Raw genomic sequence first — 19,921 nt, 5'->3', positions numbered from 1 at the left:
ACGGCCAGTCCATAAAATCACTAAAGTTAAGGTTTTGCATGATGTAAGTCCTGAACGAGCTCGGCATGCTGCCGGTCCGTCAGTTTATACATTAAACCGATAATCAGCATGGCGCACGCTAAAGCGAAAGCCGGGTACAGCAGCAGAAGCCCTTTAATCCCGATCAGCGTGCCTTTTGTCTGAGATGCATTCGGGATATAGCCAATAACGCTCAGCCCGATGCCTGAAAGAAAACCTGATAAAGATTGGGCGAGTTTTCTGGAGAAGTTGAAAAGCGAATATGTCGTCGCCTCCTTCCGTTCACCCGTCTTCCATTCTCCGTAATCAATAATGTCCGACACAAGCGCCCACGTAATGCCGTTTGGTATGCTGATCCCGATAAAAGCAATGCTCGCTAACGCCGTAAAGATAAATACGTTTGACGGGAGACAGAAATTCAGCGCATCAGCCGCGGCGCTGACGGCAAAACCGATCATCACCGTTTGCTTTTTTCCGAAACGTTTGACGAGTTTCGGCATAAACAAAACACCTAAAAATGAAGAACCGATGATGATAAAACTCATGTAGGACATCAGCTCCGCATTGTTGAGATTGTACTGGGCGAAGTAAACAAGCATAGCGGATTTAATGTTGTATGCCGATATTGAGAAAATCGTCATGAAAACGACGGTCAGAAGCGGTTTGTTGCCGATAAAGCATTTGAAAACCGACATGACGGACAGCTTTTCTTTCGGCGCTTCACGGACGATAATTCTTTCTTTGCAGTTTCGGTAGCAGATCATAAATCCCGCGATTCCGATTACGGCCATCATTCCCATGACTGCCGGGTAGCCGATGTGAACGTTATCAAAATGAACAAGAATCGGGATGACGATGACACTTGTAATGAGCAGCGCGCCGAGGGAGCCTATCTGGCGGAATGCGGAAAGCGCCGTTCTGTCCTCCGCATCCTGTGTAATGGCCGCGCCGAGGGAGCCGTACGGAATATTGACGAAAGAATAAGCGACCCCCCACAACATGTAAGAAGCATAGGCGTACACAAGCTTCCAGGTGACGCTCACGTCCGGTGACACAAAAATCAATACGGTCATGACCGCAAGAATAATACTTCCGAATAATAAGTACGGCCTGAATTTCCCCCGAGGTCCGATCTTTTTTCTGTAGTCAATGGCCGAGCCGACAATCGGATCAGTCACAGCCGCAAACAGCTTGCTGACCAAAAAAATACTGCCGGCGAACGCTGCCGGAATGCCTGCGACATCTGTGAAAAACTTCAGCAAATAGATCTGCCCGAGATCAAACATAAATCCGTTACCAAAATCTCCAAAACCATAGGATACTTTTTCTTTCAGACTCAGCTTATGCTCCTTCACTTTTGCGGCAGGTGCTGTCACGACAGGCACATTACTCATAGGCCACCTCTTTCATTCCATTTTTTAAAAGCGGAAATATTCCTCAGCATTCCGGTAACAAATCCCCTCGACAATCTTTCCTAAAAGCTCCATATCGTAAGGCGCTTCGCCTTGTTCCGCCCAGCCGCCGATCAGCGTGCAGACAAGCCGCCTGAAGTATTCATGGCGGGGATAGGACAGGAAACTTCTTGAATCCGTCAGCATCCCGATAAAACGGCTGAACAGGCCTGTGTTTGATAACGCTTTCATTTGCTGGAGCATTCCATCTTTCGTGTCATTGAACCACCAGGCTGTGCCGAATTGAATTTTCCCCGGTGTTTTCCCATCCTGAAAGCTGTTGATCATGCTGGCGATAATATAGTTGTCATTCGGATTCAAAGAATACAAAATCGTTTTAGGCAATTGCCGCTTTTTTTCGGCGGAATCTAACAGCCGGGCAAGCGGTTTTGCGATACGTTCATCATTAATTGAGTCATATCCCGTATCAGGACCGAGGCTGCTGAACTTATTTGTATTGGTATTTCTTAACGCGTTAATATGGAACTGCATCGCCCAGTCCAGTTCGGCGTAAAGACCGCAAAGATATTGCAGTGTCCGTGTTCTGAATTTCTTTTCATCTTCAAAAGACACATGCTCTCCGCTTAATCCGGCTGCAAAAATCCGGGCCGCTTCCTCTTCGGTCGTCTCGGCATAAACCATTTGATCTAACGCATGATCCGACACTCTTCCCCCGGCATTGTGAAAAAAGCGGACGCGGGATTCTAACGCATCTAAATACGATTGGTAGGTGGTGACAGCCATTCCGGAAGCGCTCTCCAGCGAACGGACCCAATCGGCAAAACCCGGGCTGCTGATGTCCAGTCCTTTGTCAGGCCGAAATCCGGGCAGCACTTGAACCGGAAAATCACTTTCTTTCAACAGTTCGTGGTATGTCAGCGCATCGGCAGGATCGTCGGTTGTGCAAATGACTTTGACATTTGATTTCAGAATGAGATCCCTTGCGCCAAACCCGTCTCCCTGCAGGAGCTCATTCGTTTTTTTCCAAATTGCCGCGGCCGTTTTTTCATTCAATACGTCATAAATGCCGAACCAGCGCTGCAGCTCTAAATGCGTCCAGCTGTACAGCGGATTGCCTATCGCCATCGGCACCGTTTTTGCCCAGGCGAAAAACTTCTCTTCATCTGAAGCGTTTCCGGTAATGCAGCGCTCTTCAATGCCGTTGGCCCTCATGATCCGCCACTTGTAGTGGTCACCGTAAAGCCATGCCTCCGTAATCGTTGCGAAGGTTTTATTTTCATAGATTTCCTTTGGGCTTAAGTGACAGTGATAATCAATGATCGGCATGTTTTCGGCGTATTCCCTGTACAGCTTTACGGCCGTTTTACTATCCAGTAAAAAATCATCACCCATAAAAGCTTTCACATTTTCATCCTCCCTCTTAAAAAATGTTAACGTTAACAAAATGGTTCTTTTTTATTTTAGCTTCCTCTTTCTCACATATCAATCATTTTTATTTTATTTTTCAGAAAATTGTATCCGTTAACATTTTCATACAAAAAAAAGACACTGCCGAGAAAGTCCGGCAATGTCTTCTGTGTGATCTTAAGGATTAGTAAGCGAGGCTGAATAATCCTTTGATATGTGTTAAATAACGTACGTTACTTGCTTCTTTCATTAAAGATGCCGGAAGACCTTTCAGCGGAGTAGAGTTCGCTCCGATGATGGCAACCGCGTCTTTACGTCCGAGGCTTGCAAGCGTACCAGAGTTTACAGGCTTGAATGTTTCAAGCGTTTTTCCTTCTAAGTAAGCGAACAGGTTGTAACCCACAAGTTCACCCATCTGCCAAGCGATTTGCGCTGTCGGCGGGTACGGACGGCCGTCCGGCGCAAAGTATACAGCGCTGTCTCCGACAACGAATACATCTTCGTGAGAAGTAGATTGTAAGAAATCGTTAACCGTCGCACGTCCGCGGTTCACTTCAAGGCCGGATTCGCCGACTAACGGGTTGCCTTGTACGCCGCCTGTCCATACAAATGTGTTGGCAACGACTTTTGAACCGTCTTTCAGATCAATAACGTTTCCTTCAACATTTGTAACAGGAAGACCTGTTAAGAACTCAACGCCGCGTTTTTCAAGACTTTTTGTCGCGCGTTCGATAAGGTCATCAGGAAGAACAGGAAGAATTTTCGGACCTGCTTCTACTAATTTCAGTTTGATTGCTTTCGGATCTACGCCGTATTTTTTCGTAAGGTTCGGCATGATGTCAGCAAGCTCACCGACAAGCTCGACGCCTGTTAAGCCGCCGCCGCCGATAAGGATCGTTGCATCAGCTTCGTTTTTCGTTTTAGCGTATTCACGCACACGGTCTTCCACGTGTTTGTATACTTTGTTGGCATCAGCAGCAGATTTCAGCACCATGCTGTTTTCTTCGAGTCCAGGAATGCCGAAATAAGCCGTAACAGAACCAAGTCCGACAACAAGCGCGTCATAAGTCAGCTTAGAACCGTCAGAAAGGGCAACTTCTTTCTTATCAACTGAGAAAGAATTGACTTCTGCGATTTTAATGTCGACGTCTTTTCCTTTCAGAAGTTTTTCAAGCGGCATAGCAACAGCCTGTTCAGACACGTTGCCCGCTGCAAGGCGGTGCAGTTCCGTAATGATTTGGTGAGTCGGGTATTTGTTCACAACGGTTACGCGTGCTTCATCTTTACTGTAATGTTTGCGAACGGTTAAAGCAGAAAGAACTCCGCCGTAACCAGCGCCTAAAATGACAATATGTTTTGACATCGTATATCCTCCGTCCTTTATATCAATTTGAATCTGAGATTATTTTTGTTTTTCGTTCATGATTTCAAGATAGCTGTTAGCAAAACGGAACAGCTTTTGAGCTTGAGGATCTTTCAGCATGCGCAGCAGGCCGAAAAGTCCGATCGTTTCATTGCTTGCATCCGCGCGGTCTTTTGCTTCGATCGCAGTAGCCGCCACTTCTTTCGCTGTTTCTTTCACCGGCTCAAGAATTTCTGTAAGCGCACCCACTGTATCGCTCTTCAATACTTCGTCTGTCGCTACAGACTGTGCAAAATCATAAGACTTCGTTAAAATATTTACTAACTCAGTCAGTTTTGGAAGCTGATCCACTAAAACAGTCAGTGATTCTTGAACTTCAGGTTTTAGCAGCTGATCAATAAGATCGCGTTGGCCTTGGCTGACAGATGCATTTGTTTGATCGATTGTTTCTGGCATATCCGATTCTCCTTTACTATAAGCAGTATGCTGATTTTTTTGGAAAGGGTAGCCTTTCCCCCTTCATGCAGAAAAGCATGAAAAAGCAAGATTGTGAATTCATGCACAATCATTTACAAAAATAAATGTTTACTACCCAGTTTTTCACTTTGCCATATCCAGTATTATTTTTATATCAACAAAAACAATTGAATAAGTCAAAATTTCTTTTTCCTCTCTGAAAATAGCAAACATAAAAAACCCCAATTTGATTTACTCTTATATAATAACACTTTTTGAACAAAATTTGAACGTGAATTGTTTCGTTTATGAAATTATTTATATGGCGGGGGTGTAATAACGTTTCTTTTAGGCTATTTTTTTACAGACCATCCGCTTTTCCCCTGTCATTTCTCCCACAATTTTAATAGCGGGCCCGTTTTTCCCGTAAAGGGGTCGCATTCCGGGAGCGGGACACGGCTGATTTCTTCTGAAGTTCTATCATTTTTCTCCGTTTTTGTATCGTACTGCCGGCCGCCCGGATAAGCCCCGATCACGGTAAAATCAGAACTGCCCGACAGTTTTTTATGTCCGGTGCCGGCCGGAATGACCGCGGCGTCTCCCATTTGAAGAACGGCGTCCGCTCCTTGTTCCCCGCCGAACCTCAAAACCGCGTTTCCTTTTACCGCGACAAGAACTTCGTGCGTGGTGCTGTGAAAATGGTGATACGGAAATACTCCGCCCGTCCAGCTGTTCGACCAATCGTGTCGGCGGAGGACGGACTCTGCTTTCTGCACCGTTTCTTCATTAAATACCGCTTTATAAATAACAAGCGGAAGATTCGGGTTATTCGGAATGCGGCCGTCATCTTCAAAATAAAGCACTTGAATATCCTCTTTCTGCATTGTTTTCACCTCCGTATATGTCTGTTTCCCATTCATCATTTGTTAAAACGCTATTTTCTCATATTCCATTGCGAAGCCTGCCGGTGAATAGTATAGTATAAAAAAATATGTGTCAAAATGAGGGATTTAATGAAAGCCATCGTGATCGGAATATTGGCATCTCTGTTTTTTGCAGTCACATTTATTTTAAACAGGGCGATGGAGCTTTCCGGCGGAAGCTGGATGTGGAGCTCTTCCCTGCGTTTTCTTTTTATGGTTCCGTTTTTATTTTTGATCGTTTATGCGAAAGGAAAATGGGGGCCGCTCTGGCATGAAATCCGAAAAAAACCGTTTTTTTGGCTGAAGTGGAGTTTTACCGGGTTCGTGCTTTTTTATGCCCCGATTACGTTTGCGGCGGCATATGGGCCGGGCTGGCTGATCGCCGGCACGTGGCAGATTACAATTGTCGCGGGTGTGCTTCTGTCGCCGTTTTTCTACGAAACAAAAAATTCACCGGCGGGCCCGGTTTCCGTCAGACAAAAGATCCCGCTGATTTCGCTGGTTACTTCCGTCATCATCCTGATCGGAGCCGGTCTGATTCAGCTTCAGCATGCGGGTTCTCTGTCCGGCCGCACGATACTATTCAGCGTGGTGCCGGTCGTCATCGCCGCTTTTGCCTATCCGCTCGGCAACCGCAAAATGCTGGAACAATACGGCGGAAAACTCGATACGTTTCAGCGGGTGCTCGGCATGACGCTCGCAAGCCTTCCGTTTTGGCTTTTGATCGCCGCTTTCGGCTGGCATAGAGACGGGCTTCCGTCAATGGGACAGTCATTCCAATCCTTTATCGTCGCACTCAGCTCTGGCGTTATCGCAACAGTATTATTTTTCCGCGCCACCGATATGGTGAGGAATGAGCCGCAGAAGCTCGCTGCTGTTGAAGCGACGCAGTCCGGAGAGGTTCTTTTTGCACTGATCGGCGAAATCGTCTTTTTATCCGCGGCGTTTCCGTCACTTCTTTCATTTGCCGGACTGTTCATTATTATTGCGGGAATGGTCATGCATACATTCGCTTCCCGGCAGACAGACCAGAAAACGGCTGAGCAAACGGCAGCCAATCTCACCGGTTCCTGATTTTTTTACGAAAGGTGTCCTCCTGTATGAAAGAAGAAATTCCGGCAATATCTTTTCTGTCAGCCGGCAAACGCTTTGAACAAAACAATACGTCCTTTGATGTCCTCAGCCGTGTAACCGGACATATTCAAAAAGGTTCTATCACGGCGTTGATAGGCCCTTCCGGCGCGGGAAAAAGCACATTGCTGTCACTGTGCAATCTGATGAATACACCTGATGAAGGGGAAGTGCTTGTATTCGGAAAAGAAATAAGACACTGGGACATCAGAGAGCTCAGAAAAACCGCGGGCCTTGCATTTCAATCAGCTCCCGTCCTCGAGGGAACGGTGCGGGACAACCTTCTGCTCGCAGAAAAACTCCACGAGGCACAGCACTATACGCCTGAAGAGCTCGCAGATTTTACAGACCTTCCGTGCGGGCTTCTGGATCGAAATGCAAAAGAATTATCCGGAGGGCAGCGGCAGAAGCTCTCATTAGCGCGAACCCTCGCCGGACTGCCGTCCATCCTGCTGCTGGATGAAATCACCTCGGCGCTGGACCCGTCATCCGTTCTCATCATTGAGAAACTGATTACGAAACTCCATCGGCAAAAACAGCTGACGGTCCTGTGGATCACCCATAACCTTGAACAAGCCGAACGGTTATCCGATACGGTATGGTTTATGGCTGAGGGACGGCTTTTAGAGACCGCGGAAACGAAAACGTTCTTTAAGGAACCGAAACATGAAAAGGCCCGGGCGCTTTTACAAGGGAGCGGGTGCTGATATGAATGATCTTTCTCTGTTATTGACAAGTATATTTGTCATTATCGCTTTATTCCTGTCTAAATCTTTTAAAGCCGGCGTCGAAAAGGATATGATCGTCGCAACCGTCAGGGCCGTCATTCAGCTTCTCATCATCGGCTATGTGCTGTCGCTGATTTTTCGCGGTGATCACCCGATATTTATCATATTAATGGTGCTTCTCATGCTCACGGCCGCTTCGCACAATGTCTCCAAACGCGCCAAAATGCGGATCGGCTCATTTTGGCGCGTTTTTCTGACACTGGCGATCGCGGAAACCGTGACGCAGGGACTTTTACTGACCCTGCATATCATTCCGTTCACTTCAAGATATGTCATTCCGATAAGCGGCATGGTTATCGGAAACTCCATGGTGCTCTCAAGCCTGTTTTTAAACAAGCTCAGTTCGGAAGCGGATCTGCGGAAAGAAGAGATCCAACTGATTCTCTCTCTCGGAGGAACGCCTAAGCAGGCCGTCCGGCAGATATTGACGTCCAGTATGAAGCTCAGTATGATTCCGACGCTTGAAAGCCAGAAAACATTGGGTCTCGTTCAGCTTCCCGGCATGATGACGGGGCAGATTTTAGCGGGGGCTGATCCGATACAGGCGGTGCGCTTTCAGCTGCTGATCGTTTTTACAACGATGGCCTCCGCTCTTCTTACATGTATCATACTCAGCGCCTTGACATATCCTTCCCTTTTCACGGAACATTGGCAATTAAAAAAATTCAGCAGGGAAGCGTAGGCTTTTTTCCCTGCTGAATGATTTATGACAAGGTCAGAGATTCATAGTAACGGGATAATTCAATAATCATCGCTCCCATCCGCTCAATGTCCGGAGCAAGGACCCTCTTTACCCCTTCATCCCGGATCGCTTCAGCCGTCACTTTGCCGACTGCGGCGGCAAGCACTTGTTTTTCGAATGCCTGCTGCACTTCTTTTGTGAACCCTTTTTCTTTTGCATAATCAAAGAGAGAACGCACTTGAATGGCTGTCGTAAAACATACGGCATCGACCTCTCCGTTTAACAGCTCTCCCAGCAGTTTATCGACCGTCTCCCTTTCAGGCGGAATATGCTGATACGGCAGAACAGGGAATACCTCCGCTCCGTTTTTCTCAAGGAACTCCGTTAAGACCGGCGCTTTTTCGCCATGAAGCTGTATCATGACTTTTTTATCTTTAAAGTCAAATCGTTCCAAGGAGCGGATCAGCCCTCTTGTTGTACCGTCTTCATCTGAGGCATGCGGCGTGATGCCGAGCTTTTTTAAGGCCGCATATGTTTTATAGCCTCTGCAGCCGATTTTCGCTTCATGAACGGCCGCTAAAAATTCTTCTTTCAGACCGATTTTTTCCGATACCGACAATAACGTTTCCGTACCGATGCCTGTGGTGAATATCACCCAGTCGGCTTTTTGCCCGGCAAATGTTCTTACGTCGGGTTCAATTTGATCCTCCGCCAGGTATACGGTTCCTTGGAGGGAACGGACGACCGCCGTTCCGCCCTGCTTTTCTATTAATCTTGTGATCTCTTCTGTTTTCCGCGAACCGCCGATGGCAATCCGTTTCCCGTTCAATCCTTTTCCCATCGCTGTTTTCTTCTTCCCTTCAGATGCCGGGCGCCCTATGGCAGGCCGTCATTTATTTCTATTATTGTTACGCAATCAGCCGGGAAAATCAAGCTATGCTCCCGTTGAATCCCCCGTGCAGTTGCTGTATCATTAACCGGGCAGAACGATTTGATTCGCGGAGGGATTTTCAATCATGGAAACAAAAAAAGAGTTCGAGACAAAAGGATACGATACTTCGGTCATTTATGAGTTCAATGAATATCCTGATGTTCACAGCGGCCGATGTGACAATTGCGACTACACGCTGTTTAAAAGCTCAGTGAAGGGCGGAAAATTTTTGAGGGAATGCCGGAGATGCGGCATGAAGAAAAACATATAACAAAACAGGCAGCCGTCTTCCGGTGCGCTGCCTGTTTCTCAATCAATTTTCGACGGCCGCCTTTTTCAAAAATTCTTCAATGGCACAAACAGCCTGTTTGGGGCCGCCGGTTTCTTCTATTTTCTGCTGCATGCTTTTCACGCGGCTGAGGATGTTTTTATCGCCGTATACGTTTTGAACGTCTTTTTGCAAACGGGCCACAGTGACTTCTTTCGGCGGCAGATGCACGCCAAGCCCCAATTCATCCACACGCTTTGCGGTAACCTCTTGTTCGTGCATTTGCGGAACGACAACGAGCGGGACACCCGCATTCATCGCCTCCATTGTACTGTTCATCCCGCCGTGAGATACGAACAGCTTTGCTTTCTCCAGCACATCAAGCTGAGGAACGTGCTGGCGGATGATAAAGTGATCGGGGACATCCGAAAAACTTTCCGGATCAATTGTTGTGCCGACTGACATAATAACCCGCCAGTCCGAGTCCCGAAACGCGTCAATACACATCTGGTAAAATTCAGGCCAGGCGTTAAACGCCGTTCCCAGTGAGATGAGCATAAGCGGACGGTCATCGGCTGCATCAATTTCCAGACTTCCCGTATTTGTGCGTTCTCCAAGAGACGGACCCACAAAACAGAATCGTTCATCAAAGGTTTCCTGTTTCGGCTGAAAGGCCCTTGGCATAAAGACAATATTCAGTTTTTCAGGCATGAAAAATTCTTCCATTGTCATCCGTTTCAATTGTTCATTTTCAATCTGCTCCTGGTATTCTTCTATCGCCTGTTTGGCCGCTTCCAGTGTTTCTTCGTCTCTTCCTAATTGAAAATACTCATTCATTGCATAGCTCGGGCAGAACTTTACGGCCGGGATGCCGCCATTATCCGCAAACAATTTTCCGGCAAGAGCTAAAAAATCAAACAGGACGATGTCAGGAAGGTCGTCTTTGTACAGCTCTTCCAGCTGCGGAAGCACTTCAACCGCTTCTTCCAGAAACATCACAAACGCGTCATTTTTGTTTACCCGATCTTTTATCGTCTCCGGGTCCGCCTTTATGCTTGTGCGGTATAAAACGGGAATGGCGCCCGTTTTGGCAACGGAAGCTTCAAATTCCTCAGTCGTAGCGAATGTCACTTTATACCCGCGATTGACAAGTTCCTCGGCTACGGGCAGCGTGGGATTGACATGACCGTGAGCGGCCACATTAATAATGGCGATGTGTGTTTTTCTCATCATTTTTCTTCTCCCTCATTTTCGTTTATCTCCGCTTCTAAAGACTCCAGCCCGTACATGACACTGTTTCGGATCGGCTCAATCCGGACCGGCTCAAGGTGTGAAAAGGCTTTTACAATTCCTTTCAGCGCCACTTCCGCTTCAAGTCTGGCAAGCGGAGCGCCTAAGCAGAAGTGTACGCCGAATCCGAAGGAAAGGTGCGGATTCGATTGGCGATGAATATCAAATACGCCCGCCTTCTCAAATTTGTTTTCATCACGGTTGGCAGATGCAACGTAGCAGAGAACGATCTCCCCGCTTTTCAAGCGGCGTCCGCGCAGTTCAGTGTCGTGCCGGACCGTCCTTCTGACAAACGGAGCGGGAGCGCGAAAACGCAGCGTTTCTTCCACCGTTTGCGCGATGAGAGAAGGGTCCTGTCTCAGCTCTTCATAAAGGCCGGGCGTCTCTAATATGCTGTAAACCGCATTTGAAATGAGATTAGTCGTTGTTTCATTTCCCGCCACTAAAAGCAGGTTGCAAAACGGGATCAGATCTTCTGCCGTGAGCTTCTCTCCCTCTTCTTCCTCTTTTATCAAAATAGAAATAATGTCTTGGCCGGGCTGTTTTCGTTTGCTTTCTATTATTTCCGCAAAAAACGCCGCCAGCTCCGCCTCACATTGGTCACGTTCCTGCTGATTTTTCTCCGCCGCTTCAGGACTCGCATCTTTCGGCATGCTGACGAGAATGTCCGACCATTTTTTAAACTGATCCATACGTTCGGACGGAACGCCTAATAATTCTGAAATCACCATGACCGGCAAAGGGTAAGAGAGATCTTTAACGATATCAATCCGCCCTTTGTTCTTTGCCTGTTTCAGGAGATGATCGGTAATGTCTTTAATTCTCGGCTCCCATTCCTTCAAGACGCGGGGAGTGAAAGCGCGATTGACGGCGGATCTGATTTGGGTATGCTTCGGCGGGTCCATATTCAGCATGGACTTTGCAATCGAGCTTTTCACATCAGTCATGAGGCTTGAGAACGTCTCTTTATCACTAATGACTTTTTTGACATCATCGTATAAAAACACACTCCAAACCTTCGTTTCTTCATCAAAGTGTATAGGGCTTTCCCGTCTCATTTTTTCGTACCAAGGAAAAGGGTTGTATACGTCCAGGCCGTTTTTTCCTTTCATCAGGGTTCTTTGGATGGCTTGTCTCGTGCTCCTCAGCTTACTCATGTTTCATCACTCCTGATTGTTTCATATTTGAATAGTTGACGTACCTTGAATTTTATCCTAGCACATATTTTCAATTTTTTTCTATTCATAACCTTAACTATTAACATAACACAACAAAAGTCATGAATCCGGAGGTGAAATTTCTCCCAAGAAAACAGGAGAAGCGCACAAAAAACCCGAGCCTTCGGCCAGGCTCGGGAGATATGTTCACTCATTCGTCTGCGGTTTCTGGTGCTGCTTTTGGTCTTCAGGAGGCTGCGTATTTCTTTCCATATCGTTCGTATCAGCGCCCATGCCTTTCAGGAAAGAAAACAGCAGAGTGACGGCCTTGTTGATTTCCGGGTCTTTTAAAGCGCGGACGATATCAAAATACCCGGTCTTCCTGCCGCTGTCTTTTTCCTCGACGGCCTTTGTGACCCCCGCATTGATTTTAACGATAAACGGCTCAAGCTGTTTTACATCGAGCATGCCGAGAACGCCGCTTAACAACAGGAGATTTTTCAGCATATTGGCCGTTTCCGGAGTATTCGCCTTCTTCACGAGGATATCCATCACTTTGTCTCCCTGGCCGAAGAGCCCGCGCAGAAGCGCCAAAACGCCGCGCTCGTTCATGTGCTGAAGAATATGCAGAGATTCCAAAATCGCGTCTTTATTTCGTAAAAGAGCCGTCTCGATCTCTTCTAAGTCCTTTTTTCGTTTGTCTTCTTCTGTGACGGTCTGTTTTCGGATGCCGCTGATTGCTTTAGCCATTTTGCTGTTTCCCCCTTTTTACGGCGTCTCCCGGGAATACATAATCTTTACGCGCCCATTTCCGATCAACCCGGACACCGATCTGCGGCTGCGGGTTTCCGTAACGGAAATTGATTTTCGGAAGCGGATTAACGCCTTCTTTTTTCAAAATCTCCATCTTCGCTGATGTTTCTTTATAAGCCGGTGTATCGGTATCCTTATCGGCATAGCTGCTTGTCAAAAGGTTAATGGCGGCGTCTTTTGAATCGTTCATCGGAAGATAGACTTGTTTGCCTTTTACCCTGTCTGTGATGACGCATTTGACTTTCACATTTCCGTACGGTGATGTCAGACGGACAAGCGTTCCGTCTTCCAGCCCTCTTTCTTCGGCGAGTTCGGGCGAGACCTCAAGGAACACACTCGGTGTTTTTTCGGATATTCCTTTTGATCGGTAAGTCAGATTCCCTTCGTGAAAATGCTCGAGCAGCCGCCCATTATTCACATGGATATCATATTCTTCACCAAATTCTTTCGGCTCGGTCCACTGAACGGGATATAGAATCGCTTTGCCGTCTGAAAACGGGAACTTATCCGTAAATAAAAGCGGTGAATCGGTTCCGTCCGCTGCAACCGGCCATTGCAGTGAATTGTAGCCTTCGAGACGTTCGTAAGTGACGCCTGCGTAGAGCGGCGAAAGCATTGCCGCTTCTTCCATAATGTCTGCCGGATGTTCATAGTGCCAATCAGCGCCCAGACGGTTGGCGATGTCCGTAATGATCTGCCAATCAGGCTTTGAATCGCCCAGCGGTTCAAACACTTTGTAAAGGCGCTGCACCCTCCGTTCCGTATTCGTAAACGTCCCTTCTTTTTCAAGGCTCGGGCTTGCCGGAAGCACGACATCGGCGAACTCGGCCGTACGCGAAAGAAAGATATCCTGCACAACGAAGAAATCAAGCTTTTCAAATGCGGCATGAACATGGTTAATATTGGAGTCGACAAGCCCCATTTCTTCTCCTTTTAAGTACATGGACTTCAGTTTTCCTGAGTGGATGCCTTCGATCATTTCATGATTTGTCATTCCGATTTCTTTCGGCAAGTCTGTTCCCCAGCCCTGCTCATACTTTTTGCGGGCTTTTTCATCCGTTACTTTTTCATAACCGGGGAAGCTGTCAGGCATACTGCCGAAATCACTGGCTCCCTGCACGTTATTATGGCCCCGAAGCGGATATGAGCCTGCGCCGGGCTTGCCGTAATTTCCGGTCACAAGAAGCATGTTGGAAATGGCCGTGCTCGTATCACTTCCTCCGATATGCTGGGTGACACCCATCGCCCACAGTGCGCACACGCTGCCGGCTTCATGAATCATCCGGGCCACTTTGATTAGGGTATCCTTGTCCACACCGGTATGTTTTTCCGCATATTCCATTGTATAAGGTTCAAGGCTTTTCACAAATTCATCTAATCCGTTCACTCTCTCCTTCAGAAATGCAGTATCCGCCAAATCGTGATCAAGCAGATATTTCGATACGGCATTCAGCCAGACAATATCTGATCCGGCACGCGGCTGGAAAAACACATCGGAGCGCTCGGCCATTTCATGTTTTCGCAAGTCAGCGACAACGAGCTTCTGTCCGTGCAGTTTATGAGAACGTTTAATGCGTGTGGACAGGACGGGGTGAGACTCAGACGTATTTGAGCCGATAATCAGCACGAGCTCAGCTTTTTCTATATCTGTAATCGACCCTGAATCACCGCCGTATCCGACCGTTCTGAACAATCCGGCCGTGGCGGGAGACTGGCAGTAGCGTGAGCAGTTGTCGACATTATTTGTGCCGATGACGGCTCTCGCAAGCTTCTGCATCACGTATGATTCTTCATTCGTGCATTTGGAAGATGTGATAAAGGCAAGTGCGTCCGGGCCGAAATGTTCTTTTATATCGGTAAATTTATCAGCGATCAGCTGCAGCGCTTCATCCCATTCCGCCTCCCGAAACGAGTCTCCTTCCCGGATAAGCGGTTTGGTAAGGCGCTTTTCACTATTGACGAAATCCCAGCCGAATTTCCCTTTCACACACGTCGAAATGCCATTTGCTGGCGCCTCGGCCTGAGGCTCGACCTTTAAAATGTCTCTTCCTTTTGTCCATATATCAAAACTGCATCCGACACCGCAGTAAGTGCATACGGTTTTCGTTTTTTTGATTCTTTCATCCCGCATGGCCGATTCCATGTCCGATATGGCCAAAATCGATCCGTACCCGGTTTCGACCCCTTTTGTGATGTCAATCATCGGCCGAAGCGTCTCTTGGTTAATGCCTGTTAAATACCCCGCTTCGCCTTCCATGCCTTTTTCCATCATGGCATTGCACGGACATACCGTCGAGCAATGTCCGCAGGAAACACATGATGATTCATTGATCGGCACATCCTGATCCCAAATGACCCGCGGGCGTTTCCGCTCCCAATCAATGCTTAACGTTTCGGTTACCTGTACGTCCTGACAGGCTTCGACGCAGCGTCCGCACAAAATGCACTGGTCGGGATCATATCGGTAAAACGGATTTGATTCATCTTTAGGATACGGTTTTTGATCGAACGGAATGCTTTGATGATTGATTTTCATTTCCTTTACGGTATTATGTACTTCGCAGCTCCCATTGTTGTAATCACAGACCGTGCAGTACAATTCATGGTTGTGCAAAATGTTGTCCATGCCGATAATCTGCGCTTTTTTCACATCGGACGAAAGCGTATCAATGACATCTCCGTCCTTTATTTGCGCGGAACACGAACGCACCAGTTCCCCGTTAACATTGACGATACAGGTATCGCACGTTTCAATCGGCCCGAGACTCGGATGATAACACACGTGCGGCACGTCAATTGAACTATTGTTCAAAAGCTGCAAAACGGTTTGGCCGTCCGGCGCTTCCATTTCAACCCCATTGATTGTAACTTTCTTTGTACCAGCCATTTTCTTTTCCCCTTTCTGTACCCCTCTATACATCCTCTATGATTCCCAGCCGGCCTTTCACTAAAACATCTCGTTTATCTCAGGAAACATACGGGTATGAGCGGTAAAAAGGAGGCGTTCACATATGTTGAAGAAAAAAACACTCGCCACGGGATTATCGGCAGTGATGCTCACGGGATGCGCATTCGGCGCAGAAGCATTTTCGGTTATACAGCCCGTCCATGCCGCAGCCGCTTCAAAAACGGAAAATCAACGTGCACTAGAACTGGTGTACAGCCTTTACCAATCGGCGTTTAAAGGGGAAATGCCGCAAAATGTGAGAGGCCTGAAAATCAACCAAAGCACAAGACAGGACGTTTACGATAAAATCGGCGAGCCGGAACAAAAAGCAGACAGCCGCAATCCATTTGATTTATACAGCTGGAACATGGGAAACCCCGGTTATGGATTTTCCTATCATAAAAACGGAAAAATCTCGGAAATACGCTATTTCGGAACAGGGGTTGAGCGGCGCTTAAACCTCGGCAGCGTCACACCTGACGTCTTAAGCAAACAAATCGGCAGCGCTGACAAAATCCTGACAGTGCCAAAAACGGGCGAAACAGATTACGTCTACCATACGGGGCAGTATGAGCTCCGCTTCGTCATCGGCAGTGATCAAAAAGCAGACCATGTCAACCTAAAAGCCAGATAACGCAAAAAAAGCGGCCTCCCGGGCCGTTTTTTCATAGACAGCTTTTCCGTCGTTCCTTACAATACATGGGAGTACAAAAAAAGGGGAACAGTGTGAAGTGAATAGACATCCATTGACATACGGAATATGTACCGTTTTTATCATCGCCCTCGGTTTGCTGTCCAGAACCGCATACATCACCGCCCTATTGCCCGGCATCATAAACGCTTATTTAGGAGATGCCTTGTGGGCGGCAATGATTTTTACAGGATTCGGGCTTCTGTTTCGGAACATCCGGACGGAAACAGCCGCATTTTTGAGCCTCTCGTTTTGCTGTCTGATTGAATGCAGCCAGCTGTATCACGCGCCTTGGATTGACGCAATCAGAAGCAGCACGCTCGGCGGGCTGATCCTCGGCTGGCAATTTGTCTGGAGTGACATTTTCGCCTATACCCTCGGGGTATGCGCTGCCGCATTTTTAGAATGGGCCGTAAAAAGAAACCGCCAGTCCCCTTCATAATCGGAGCACGCCGCCGATATGAAGGGATAAGGAGGTGGAAGCTATGGATATCCCTGCGTTATCAATCGCTATGCACCAAGCATCTCTGGCGCAGAATGTAAATATCGCTTTAACAAAAACGGTCATGCAGCATGCACAGGCTGCGGCGGAAGAAACAGTGAAAATGCTGCCGTCCCAGCACCCGACTGCCGGACATTCAATTGATGTGAAAGTGTAAAAAAAGATGCCGGATGATAACCGGCGTCTTTTTTTGCCCGTTGTACGTACACCATACCTGGCATACAGGAATAAGGTAAACGGAACCAACATTTGAAAAGGAGGTTTTCCTCTTGTACGATCCTTTCTACCATGAAGACACAGCCGAGAGCCACGAACGGGTGCCATATCATTATCCGCGGCCGCCTTATTATTACCCCAGACCATATCCATACTACCCGCGGCCGCCTTATTATTTCCCCAGACCGTATCCATACTATCCGCGGCCGTATATCCCGTTCTATCCTTGGTATTAATGTTTTAAAAGAAATGACCGCAGACAGGAGGCTTCCCCTGTCTGCTATTCAACTTTGACCGACAGAATATACGGGAGAGCTTGAACTTTTTCCATTACTGCCGCTTTCCCGCTTTTGCTTTTCACCCTTCCCTTCACTTCAAGCACCGCCTTATTCAATTCATAGGACGTAATAAGAATTCCTTTTTCCTCAAGAGAAGTTAAAATATCATGCATGACGGCTTTCTCCTCAATCCTGAAACTGACAGACAAAGAATGCGCCGCCGGTTTAAACAGAAAATTTAACAGTTCAAGCCCGATTAACGCCAAAATCGTGCCGCTGATGCCGATGACATACATACCTGCCCCGATCGTCAGCCCGATGCCCGACGTAGCCCAAATCCCCGCGGCCGTCGTAAGCCCCCGCACGACATGCCGCTGCAAAATAATCGTGCCGGCTCCTAAAAATCCGACGCCGCTGACGACCTGCGCCGCCACCCGGCTCGGATCAAAGGACGTATGGCTGTTGGATAACAAATCAAAAAAGCCGTATTTGGAAACGATCATCATCAAGGCGCTGCCGACGGCCACTAAAAAATGCGTCCTCAAACCGGCTTCCTTCGCCCTGAATTCTCTCTCCAATCCAATAAGAGCCCCAAGCAGACCCGCAACCGCCAGACGAATCACAAAATCAAGTTCCATCCGTCTCTCTCCTGTCCTTATCTTCTTACCCGCTTTTTATCCCCCGTATCTTTTTCTTTCAGCACAAGACTGCCCTGCTGAAAAAAACTGCATTTGAATATATACTTTGGTTCTTTATCATATTGTCAGCGCCCTTATTTATATGCGGAAGGTATTAAGCTGACGTTTCCAAAATAAGGGAAATAACTTATTGAGAGTATATGAAACAAGTTTATTCGTTGAAGCTGCGGCCGCTTGTCTTTTCCAATCTACTAAAAACAGAACGAATGCCGCTCCCTCATGCTCAAAAATTGCTTTCAATCTGCAAAAATATATCGTAATATAAGATATAATCTTAATAAACGATAGAAGGTGGATGATGATGTCAAACGAAATCATGCGATTAAATGACCTCTGGACAGATATTTACTACCGGCTCCGTTATCAGCACCATGAAAAAATTACTCACCAAGGTGTACGGATTCTGCAAGTCATTCAAAAAGAGAAGGCAGTCGGAATAAAAGACATTGCCGAAGCGATTCAAGTATCACATAATACCGCTTCGGAACATATAAAGCGGTTACTGCAGAAAAAGTACGTTTATAAAACCAGAAGTGTTGAGGATGAGCGGAAAGTCATTTTAAAACTTACCAGTTTGGGGGCGGATGTCCTTTACCGGCATTCCGGTCTTGATGAAGAAAAGCTTAAACAGCTTCTTTTTGACAGCATGAATAATGAAGAAAGAACACTTGTCTTAAAAGCATTCAGTTTGATGAAGGAGCGTGCTGAAGATGTTTACGATCGTTAAAATCATTGTCTCCGCTGCTATTATTGGGATTATCACTGAAATATCAAAAAGAAGCCCGAGTTATGGAGGTATAATAGCGGCTTTACCAATTGTCAGTATGCTGAGCATGGTTTGGCTGTACATCCAAGGCGAAACGAAGGAGACATTAAGTCATTTGGCATTCAGCGTGGCTTCCGGCATCCCCTCCACAGTCATTATGCTGGTCATTATCGGCATCGCTCTTCGCCATTCACTGTCTTTCATTGCCGCATCAGGGCTTGGACTTACAGGATGGCTGGTTTTCTTGTATGCTCAGGATTTTATCGTAAAACATATAAACAGTCAGCAATAAGCACCTTAGCGCTTCTTTGTAAATACGAGGAAATAAAAAAAACAGGGATACCCCTGTCTTAAAAGTGACTCCGATTAAAAAGCGAAACCCCTTTCTTCACGAGAAGCAGACACCGCCGAACACAAAAACATCCCGTGTTGCGAACGGAGTCCGCAGCCTGTACAGCCATATCGCCATGAAGAACCGGCTGATCTCTCAAACAGAATGTCCGGCAATCACCTCAAAAAACGAGGTGAAATCTGTCAGTATCCCGTCATCCGCCAGCTGTTTTTCTTCAAATAGCGCGCGGTTTTTTCCGAGCGGGTCAATGGCCATAATCTTGCCTGCACCTGCTTTTTTCGCCGCTGTGAGCCCCGAAAAGGCATCTTCAATGACTAAGCATTCTTCAGGCCTGAGGCCTAACTTTTCCGATGCGATGAGAAAAATATCCGGCGCCGGTTTTCCGGGGAAGCTCCCGTCATCAAACGTGACTTTGTCAAAATCAAACCACCGATCCAACTGAAAGACGTCAAAGTAAAACTCGACATTTTCCTTTACCGTAGCCGTGGCAATGGTCATTGGCGTTTCTGATTTTTTCAGATGGTTCAATACGCCGGTCAGTCCCTTCGTCAGCTTTAACTCATCTTTGTTTTCAAGGCATAATTCTCTGTAGTAGGCTTCTTTTTCAAAAGACAGCTTCTTGATTTCTTCATTTGTTAAATCGCCGGAAATAAAATACGTCAGGATTTCACTGTTTGTTCTCCCGTGAATGTTAACGAAAATGTCTTCATCAGAAATGGTTTTCGGCGCGTATTTTTTCACCATGAAAAACCATGCTTTTTCGTGCAGATGCGAATCTTGAAACATCGTGCCGTTAAAATCAAAAATAACCCCTTTCATCGAACCGCCCGCC

21 protein-coding genes and 1 pseudogene are annotated in these 19,921 nt (G+C 47.0%); 10 read left to right on the top strand and 12 right to left on the bottom strand.

Annotated features, from left to right (window positions below; translation table 11 throughout):
- Nucleotides 1-26: 26 nt before the first annotated feature.
- The 5 genes from NSQ37_RS12050 to NSQ37_RS12030 all read right to left on the bottom strand — a co-directional run bounded on the left by NSQ37_RS12050 (nucleotide 27) and on the right by NSQ37_RS12030 (nucleotide 5,540).
- A complete protein-coding gene (locus NSQ37_RS12050; RefSeq protein WP_032871247.1) occupies nucleotides 27-1,412 on the bottom strand; it encodes an MFS transporter in 1,386 nt (461 codons plus the stop codon).
- A 24-nt stretch (nucleotides 1,413-1,436) separates the two neighbouring features.
- Nucleotides 1,437-2,834 (bottom strand): glucuronate isomerase, encoded by a 1,398-nt coding sequence (gene uxaC, locus NSQ37_RS12045; protein WP_015239666.1) that lies wholly within the window; start codon nucleotides 2,832-2,834, stop codon nucleotides 1,437-1,439.
- A 187-nt stretch (nucleotides 2,835-3,021) separates the two neighbouring features.
- Nucleotides 3,022-4,200: an NAD(P)/FAD-dependent oxidoreductase gene (locus tag NSQ37_RS12040; protein WP_012117352.1), complete on the bottom strand. Its 1,179-nt coding sequence runs from the start codon at nucleotides 4,198-4,200 to the stop codon at nucleotides 3,022-3,024.
- Between the two features lie 39 nt (nucleotides 4,201-4,239).
- The gene (locus tag NSQ37_RS12035) at nucleotides 4,240-4,656 is read right to left on the bottom strand and encodes a DUF1641 domain-containing protein (RefSeq protein ID WP_003154908.1); all 417 of its coding nucleotides are present in this window, start codon (nucleotides 4,654-4,656) and stop codon (nucleotides 4,240-4,242) included.
- Between the two features lie 386 nt (nucleotides 4,657-5,042).
- The gene (locus NSQ37_RS12030; RefSeq protein WP_061862095.1) at nucleotides 5,043-5,540 is read right to left on the bottom strand and encodes a cupin domain-containing protein; all 498 of its coding nucleotides are present in this window, start codon (nucleotides 5,538-5,540) and stop codon (nucleotides 5,043-5,045) included.
- A gap of 129 nt (nucleotides 5,541-5,669) precedes the next feature.
- Here NSQ37_RS12030 and NSQ37_RS12025 point away from each other — a divergent pair, with 129 nt between their 5' ends.
- Genes NSQ37_RS12025 through NSQ37_RS12015 form a run of 3 tightly spaced genes read left to right on the top strand, consistent with a single transcriptional unit; the run spans nucleotide 5,670 to nucleotide 8,180 of the window.
- Nucleotides 5,670-6,653: a DMT family transporter gene (locus NSQ37_RS12025; RefSeq protein ID WP_253613066.1), complete on the top strand. Its 984-nt coding sequence runs from the start codon at nucleotides 5,670-5,672 to the stop codon at nucleotides 6,651-6,653.
- Nucleotides 6,654-6,679: 26 nt separating this feature from the next.
- The gene (locus NSQ37_RS12020; protein ID WP_341123824.1) at nucleotides 6,680-7,417 is read left to right on the top strand and encodes an ABC transporter ATP-binding protein; all 738 of its coding nucleotides are present in this window, start codon (nucleotides 6,680-6,682) and stop codon (nucleotides 7,415-7,417) included.
- Between the two features lies 1 nt (nucleotide 7,418).
- Nucleotides 7,419-8,180, top strand: a complete 762-nt coding sequence (locus NSQ37_RS12015) for an ABC transporter permease (protein ID WP_053573478.1) — start codon at nucleotides 7,419-7,421, stop codon at nucleotides 8,178-8,180.
- A 22-nt stretch (nucleotides 8,181-8,202) separates the two neighbouring features.
- On the opposite strand, the gene NSQ37_RS12010 is transcribed toward NSQ37_RS12015, so the two are convergent.
- Nucleotides 8,203-9,021, bottom strand: coding sequence for a uroporphyrinogen-III synthase (locus tag NSQ37_RS12010; RefSeq protein WP_039251834.1), 819 nt, complete (start codon nucleotides 9,019-9,021; stop codon nucleotides 8,203-8,205).
- 175 nt (nucleotides 9,022-9,196) lie between these two features.
- On the opposite strand from NSQ37_RS12010, the gene NSQ37_RS12005 reads away from it, so the two are divergent.
- Nucleotides 9,197-9,382, top strand: coding sequence for a hypothetical protein (locus NSQ37_RS12005; RefSeq protein WP_003154919.1), 186 nt, complete (start codon nucleotides 9,197-9,199; stop codon nucleotides 9,380-9,382).
- A 42-nt stretch (nucleotides 9,383-9,424) separates the two neighbouring features.
- Here NSQ37_RS12005 and NSQ37_RS12000 read toward each other — a convergent pair whose 3' ends face one another.
- The 4 genes from NSQ37_RS12000 to fdhF all read right to left on the bottom strand — a co-directional run bounded on the left by NSQ37_RS12000 (nucleotide 9,425) and on the right by fdhF (nucleotide 15,526).
- Nucleotides 9,425-10,609 carry a macrolide family glycosyltransferase gene (locus tag NSQ37_RS12000; RefSeq protein ID WP_326365125.1) on the bottom strand — a complete coding sequence of 395 codons (1,185 nt, stop codon included), beginning with the start codon at nucleotides 10,607-10,609 and terminating at the stop codon, nucleotides 9,425-9,427.
- The gene (locus tag NSQ37_RS11995; protein WP_012117345.1) at nucleotides 10,609-11,826 is read right to left on the bottom strand and encodes a cytochrome P450; all 1,218 of its coding nucleotides are present in this window, start codon (nucleotides 11,824-11,826) and stop codon (nucleotides 10,609-10,611) included. Before NSQ37_RS11995 ends, NSQ37_RS12000 begins: the two co-directional genes overlap by 1 nt.
- Nucleotides 11,827-12,033: 207 nt before the next feature.
- Nucleotides 12,034-12,576, bottom strand: a complete 543-nt coding sequence (locus tag NSQ37_RS11990) for a DUF1641 domain-containing protein (RefSeq protein ID WP_253613070.1) — start codon at nucleotides 12,574-12,576, stop codon at nucleotides 12,034-12,036.
- Complete coding sequence (gene fdhF, locus NSQ37_RS11985) at nucleotides 12,569-15,526, bottom strand: formate dehydrogenase subunit alpha (RefSeq protein WP_076423932.1); 2,958 nt, start codon at nucleotides 15,524-15,526, stop codon at nucleotides 12,569-12,571. Before fdhF ends, NSQ37_RS11990 begins: the two co-directional genes overlap by 8 nt.
- Nucleotides 15,527-15,650: 124 nt before the next feature.
- Here fdhF and NSQ37_RS11980 point away from each other — a divergent pair, with 124 nt between their 5' ends.
- The 4 genes from NSQ37_RS11980 (at nucleotide 15,651) to NSQ37_RS21260 (ending at nucleotide 17,231) form a co-directional block, all read left to right on the top strand.
- Nucleotides 15,651-16,220: a YjgB family protein gene (locus NSQ37_RS11980; RefSeq protein ID WP_136396283.1), complete on the top strand. Its 570-nt coding sequence runs from the start codon at nucleotides 15,651-15,653 to the stop codon at nucleotides 16,218-16,220.
- A 97-nt stretch (nucleotides 16,221-16,317) separates the two neighbouring features.
- Nucleotides 16,318-16,719 (top strand): ribosomal maturation YjgA family protein, encoded by a 402-nt coding sequence (locus tag NSQ37_RS11975; protein WP_020955665.1) that lies wholly within the window; start codon nucleotides 16,318-16,320, stop codon nucleotides 16,717-16,719.
- Nucleotides 16,720-16,762: 43 nt separating this feature from the next.
- Complete coding sequence (locus NSQ37_RS11970; RefSeq protein ID WP_012117340.1) at nucleotides 16,763-16,936, top strand: YjfB family protein; 174 nt, start codon at nucleotides 16,763-16,765, stop codon at nucleotides 16,934-16,936.
- A gap of 112 nt (nucleotides 16,937-17,048) precedes the next feature.
- Entirely contained in the window at nucleotides 17,049-17,231 is a 183-nt protein-coding gene (locus NSQ37_RS21260) for a hypothetical protein (protein ID WP_076983061.1), read from the top strand.
- A 283-nt stretch (nucleotides 17,232-17,514) separates the two neighbouring features.
- Here NSQ37_RS21260 and NSQ37_RS21255 read toward each other — a convergent pair.
- A pseudogene (locus tag NSQ37_RS21255) lies at nucleotides 17,515-17,911 on the bottom strand (MgtC/SapB family protein); the annotation flags it as partial.
- Between the two features lie 361 nt (nucleotides 17,912-18,272).
- Here NSQ37_RS21255 and NSQ37_RS11960 point away from each other — a divergent pair.
- Both NSQ37_RS11960 and NSQ37_RS11955 read left to right on the top strand, forming a co-directional pair.
- Entirely contained in the window at nucleotides 18,273-18,698 is a 426-nt protein-coding gene (locus NSQ37_RS11960; protein WP_015239656.1) for a MarR family winged helix-turn-helix transcriptional regulator, read from the top strand.
- Nucleotides 18,682-19,029, top strand: a complete 348-nt coding sequence (locus tag NSQ37_RS11955) for a DUF3147 family protein (RefSeq protein WP_160241894.1) — start codon at nucleotides 18,682-18,684, stop codon at nucleotides 19,027-19,029. The genes NSQ37_RS11960 and NSQ37_RS11955 overlap by 17 nt, the downstream gene beginning before the upstream one ends.
- Before the next feature lie 195 nt (nucleotides 19,030-19,224).
- Here NSQ37_RS11955 and NSQ37_RS11950 read toward each other — a convergent pair whose 3' ends face one another.
- Nucleotides 19,225-19,908 carry an HAD family hydrolase gene (locus tag NSQ37_RS11950; protein WP_007407320.1) on the bottom strand — a complete coding sequence of 228 codons (684 nt, stop codon included), beginning with the start codon at nucleotides 19,906-19,908 and terminating at the stop codon, nucleotides 19,225-19,227.
- Nucleotides 19,909-19,921 lie beyond the last annotated feature (13 nt).

The organism is Bacillus sp. FSL P4-0334 (genome assembly GCF_038004825.1).
Classification (GTDB): Bacteria; Bacillota; Bacilli; order Bacillales; family Bacillaceae; genus Bacillus; species Bacillus velezensis.
The sequence above is the reverse complement of the archived record's forward strand: the minus strand, read 5'-3'. Positions and strand labels throughout refer to the sequence as shown.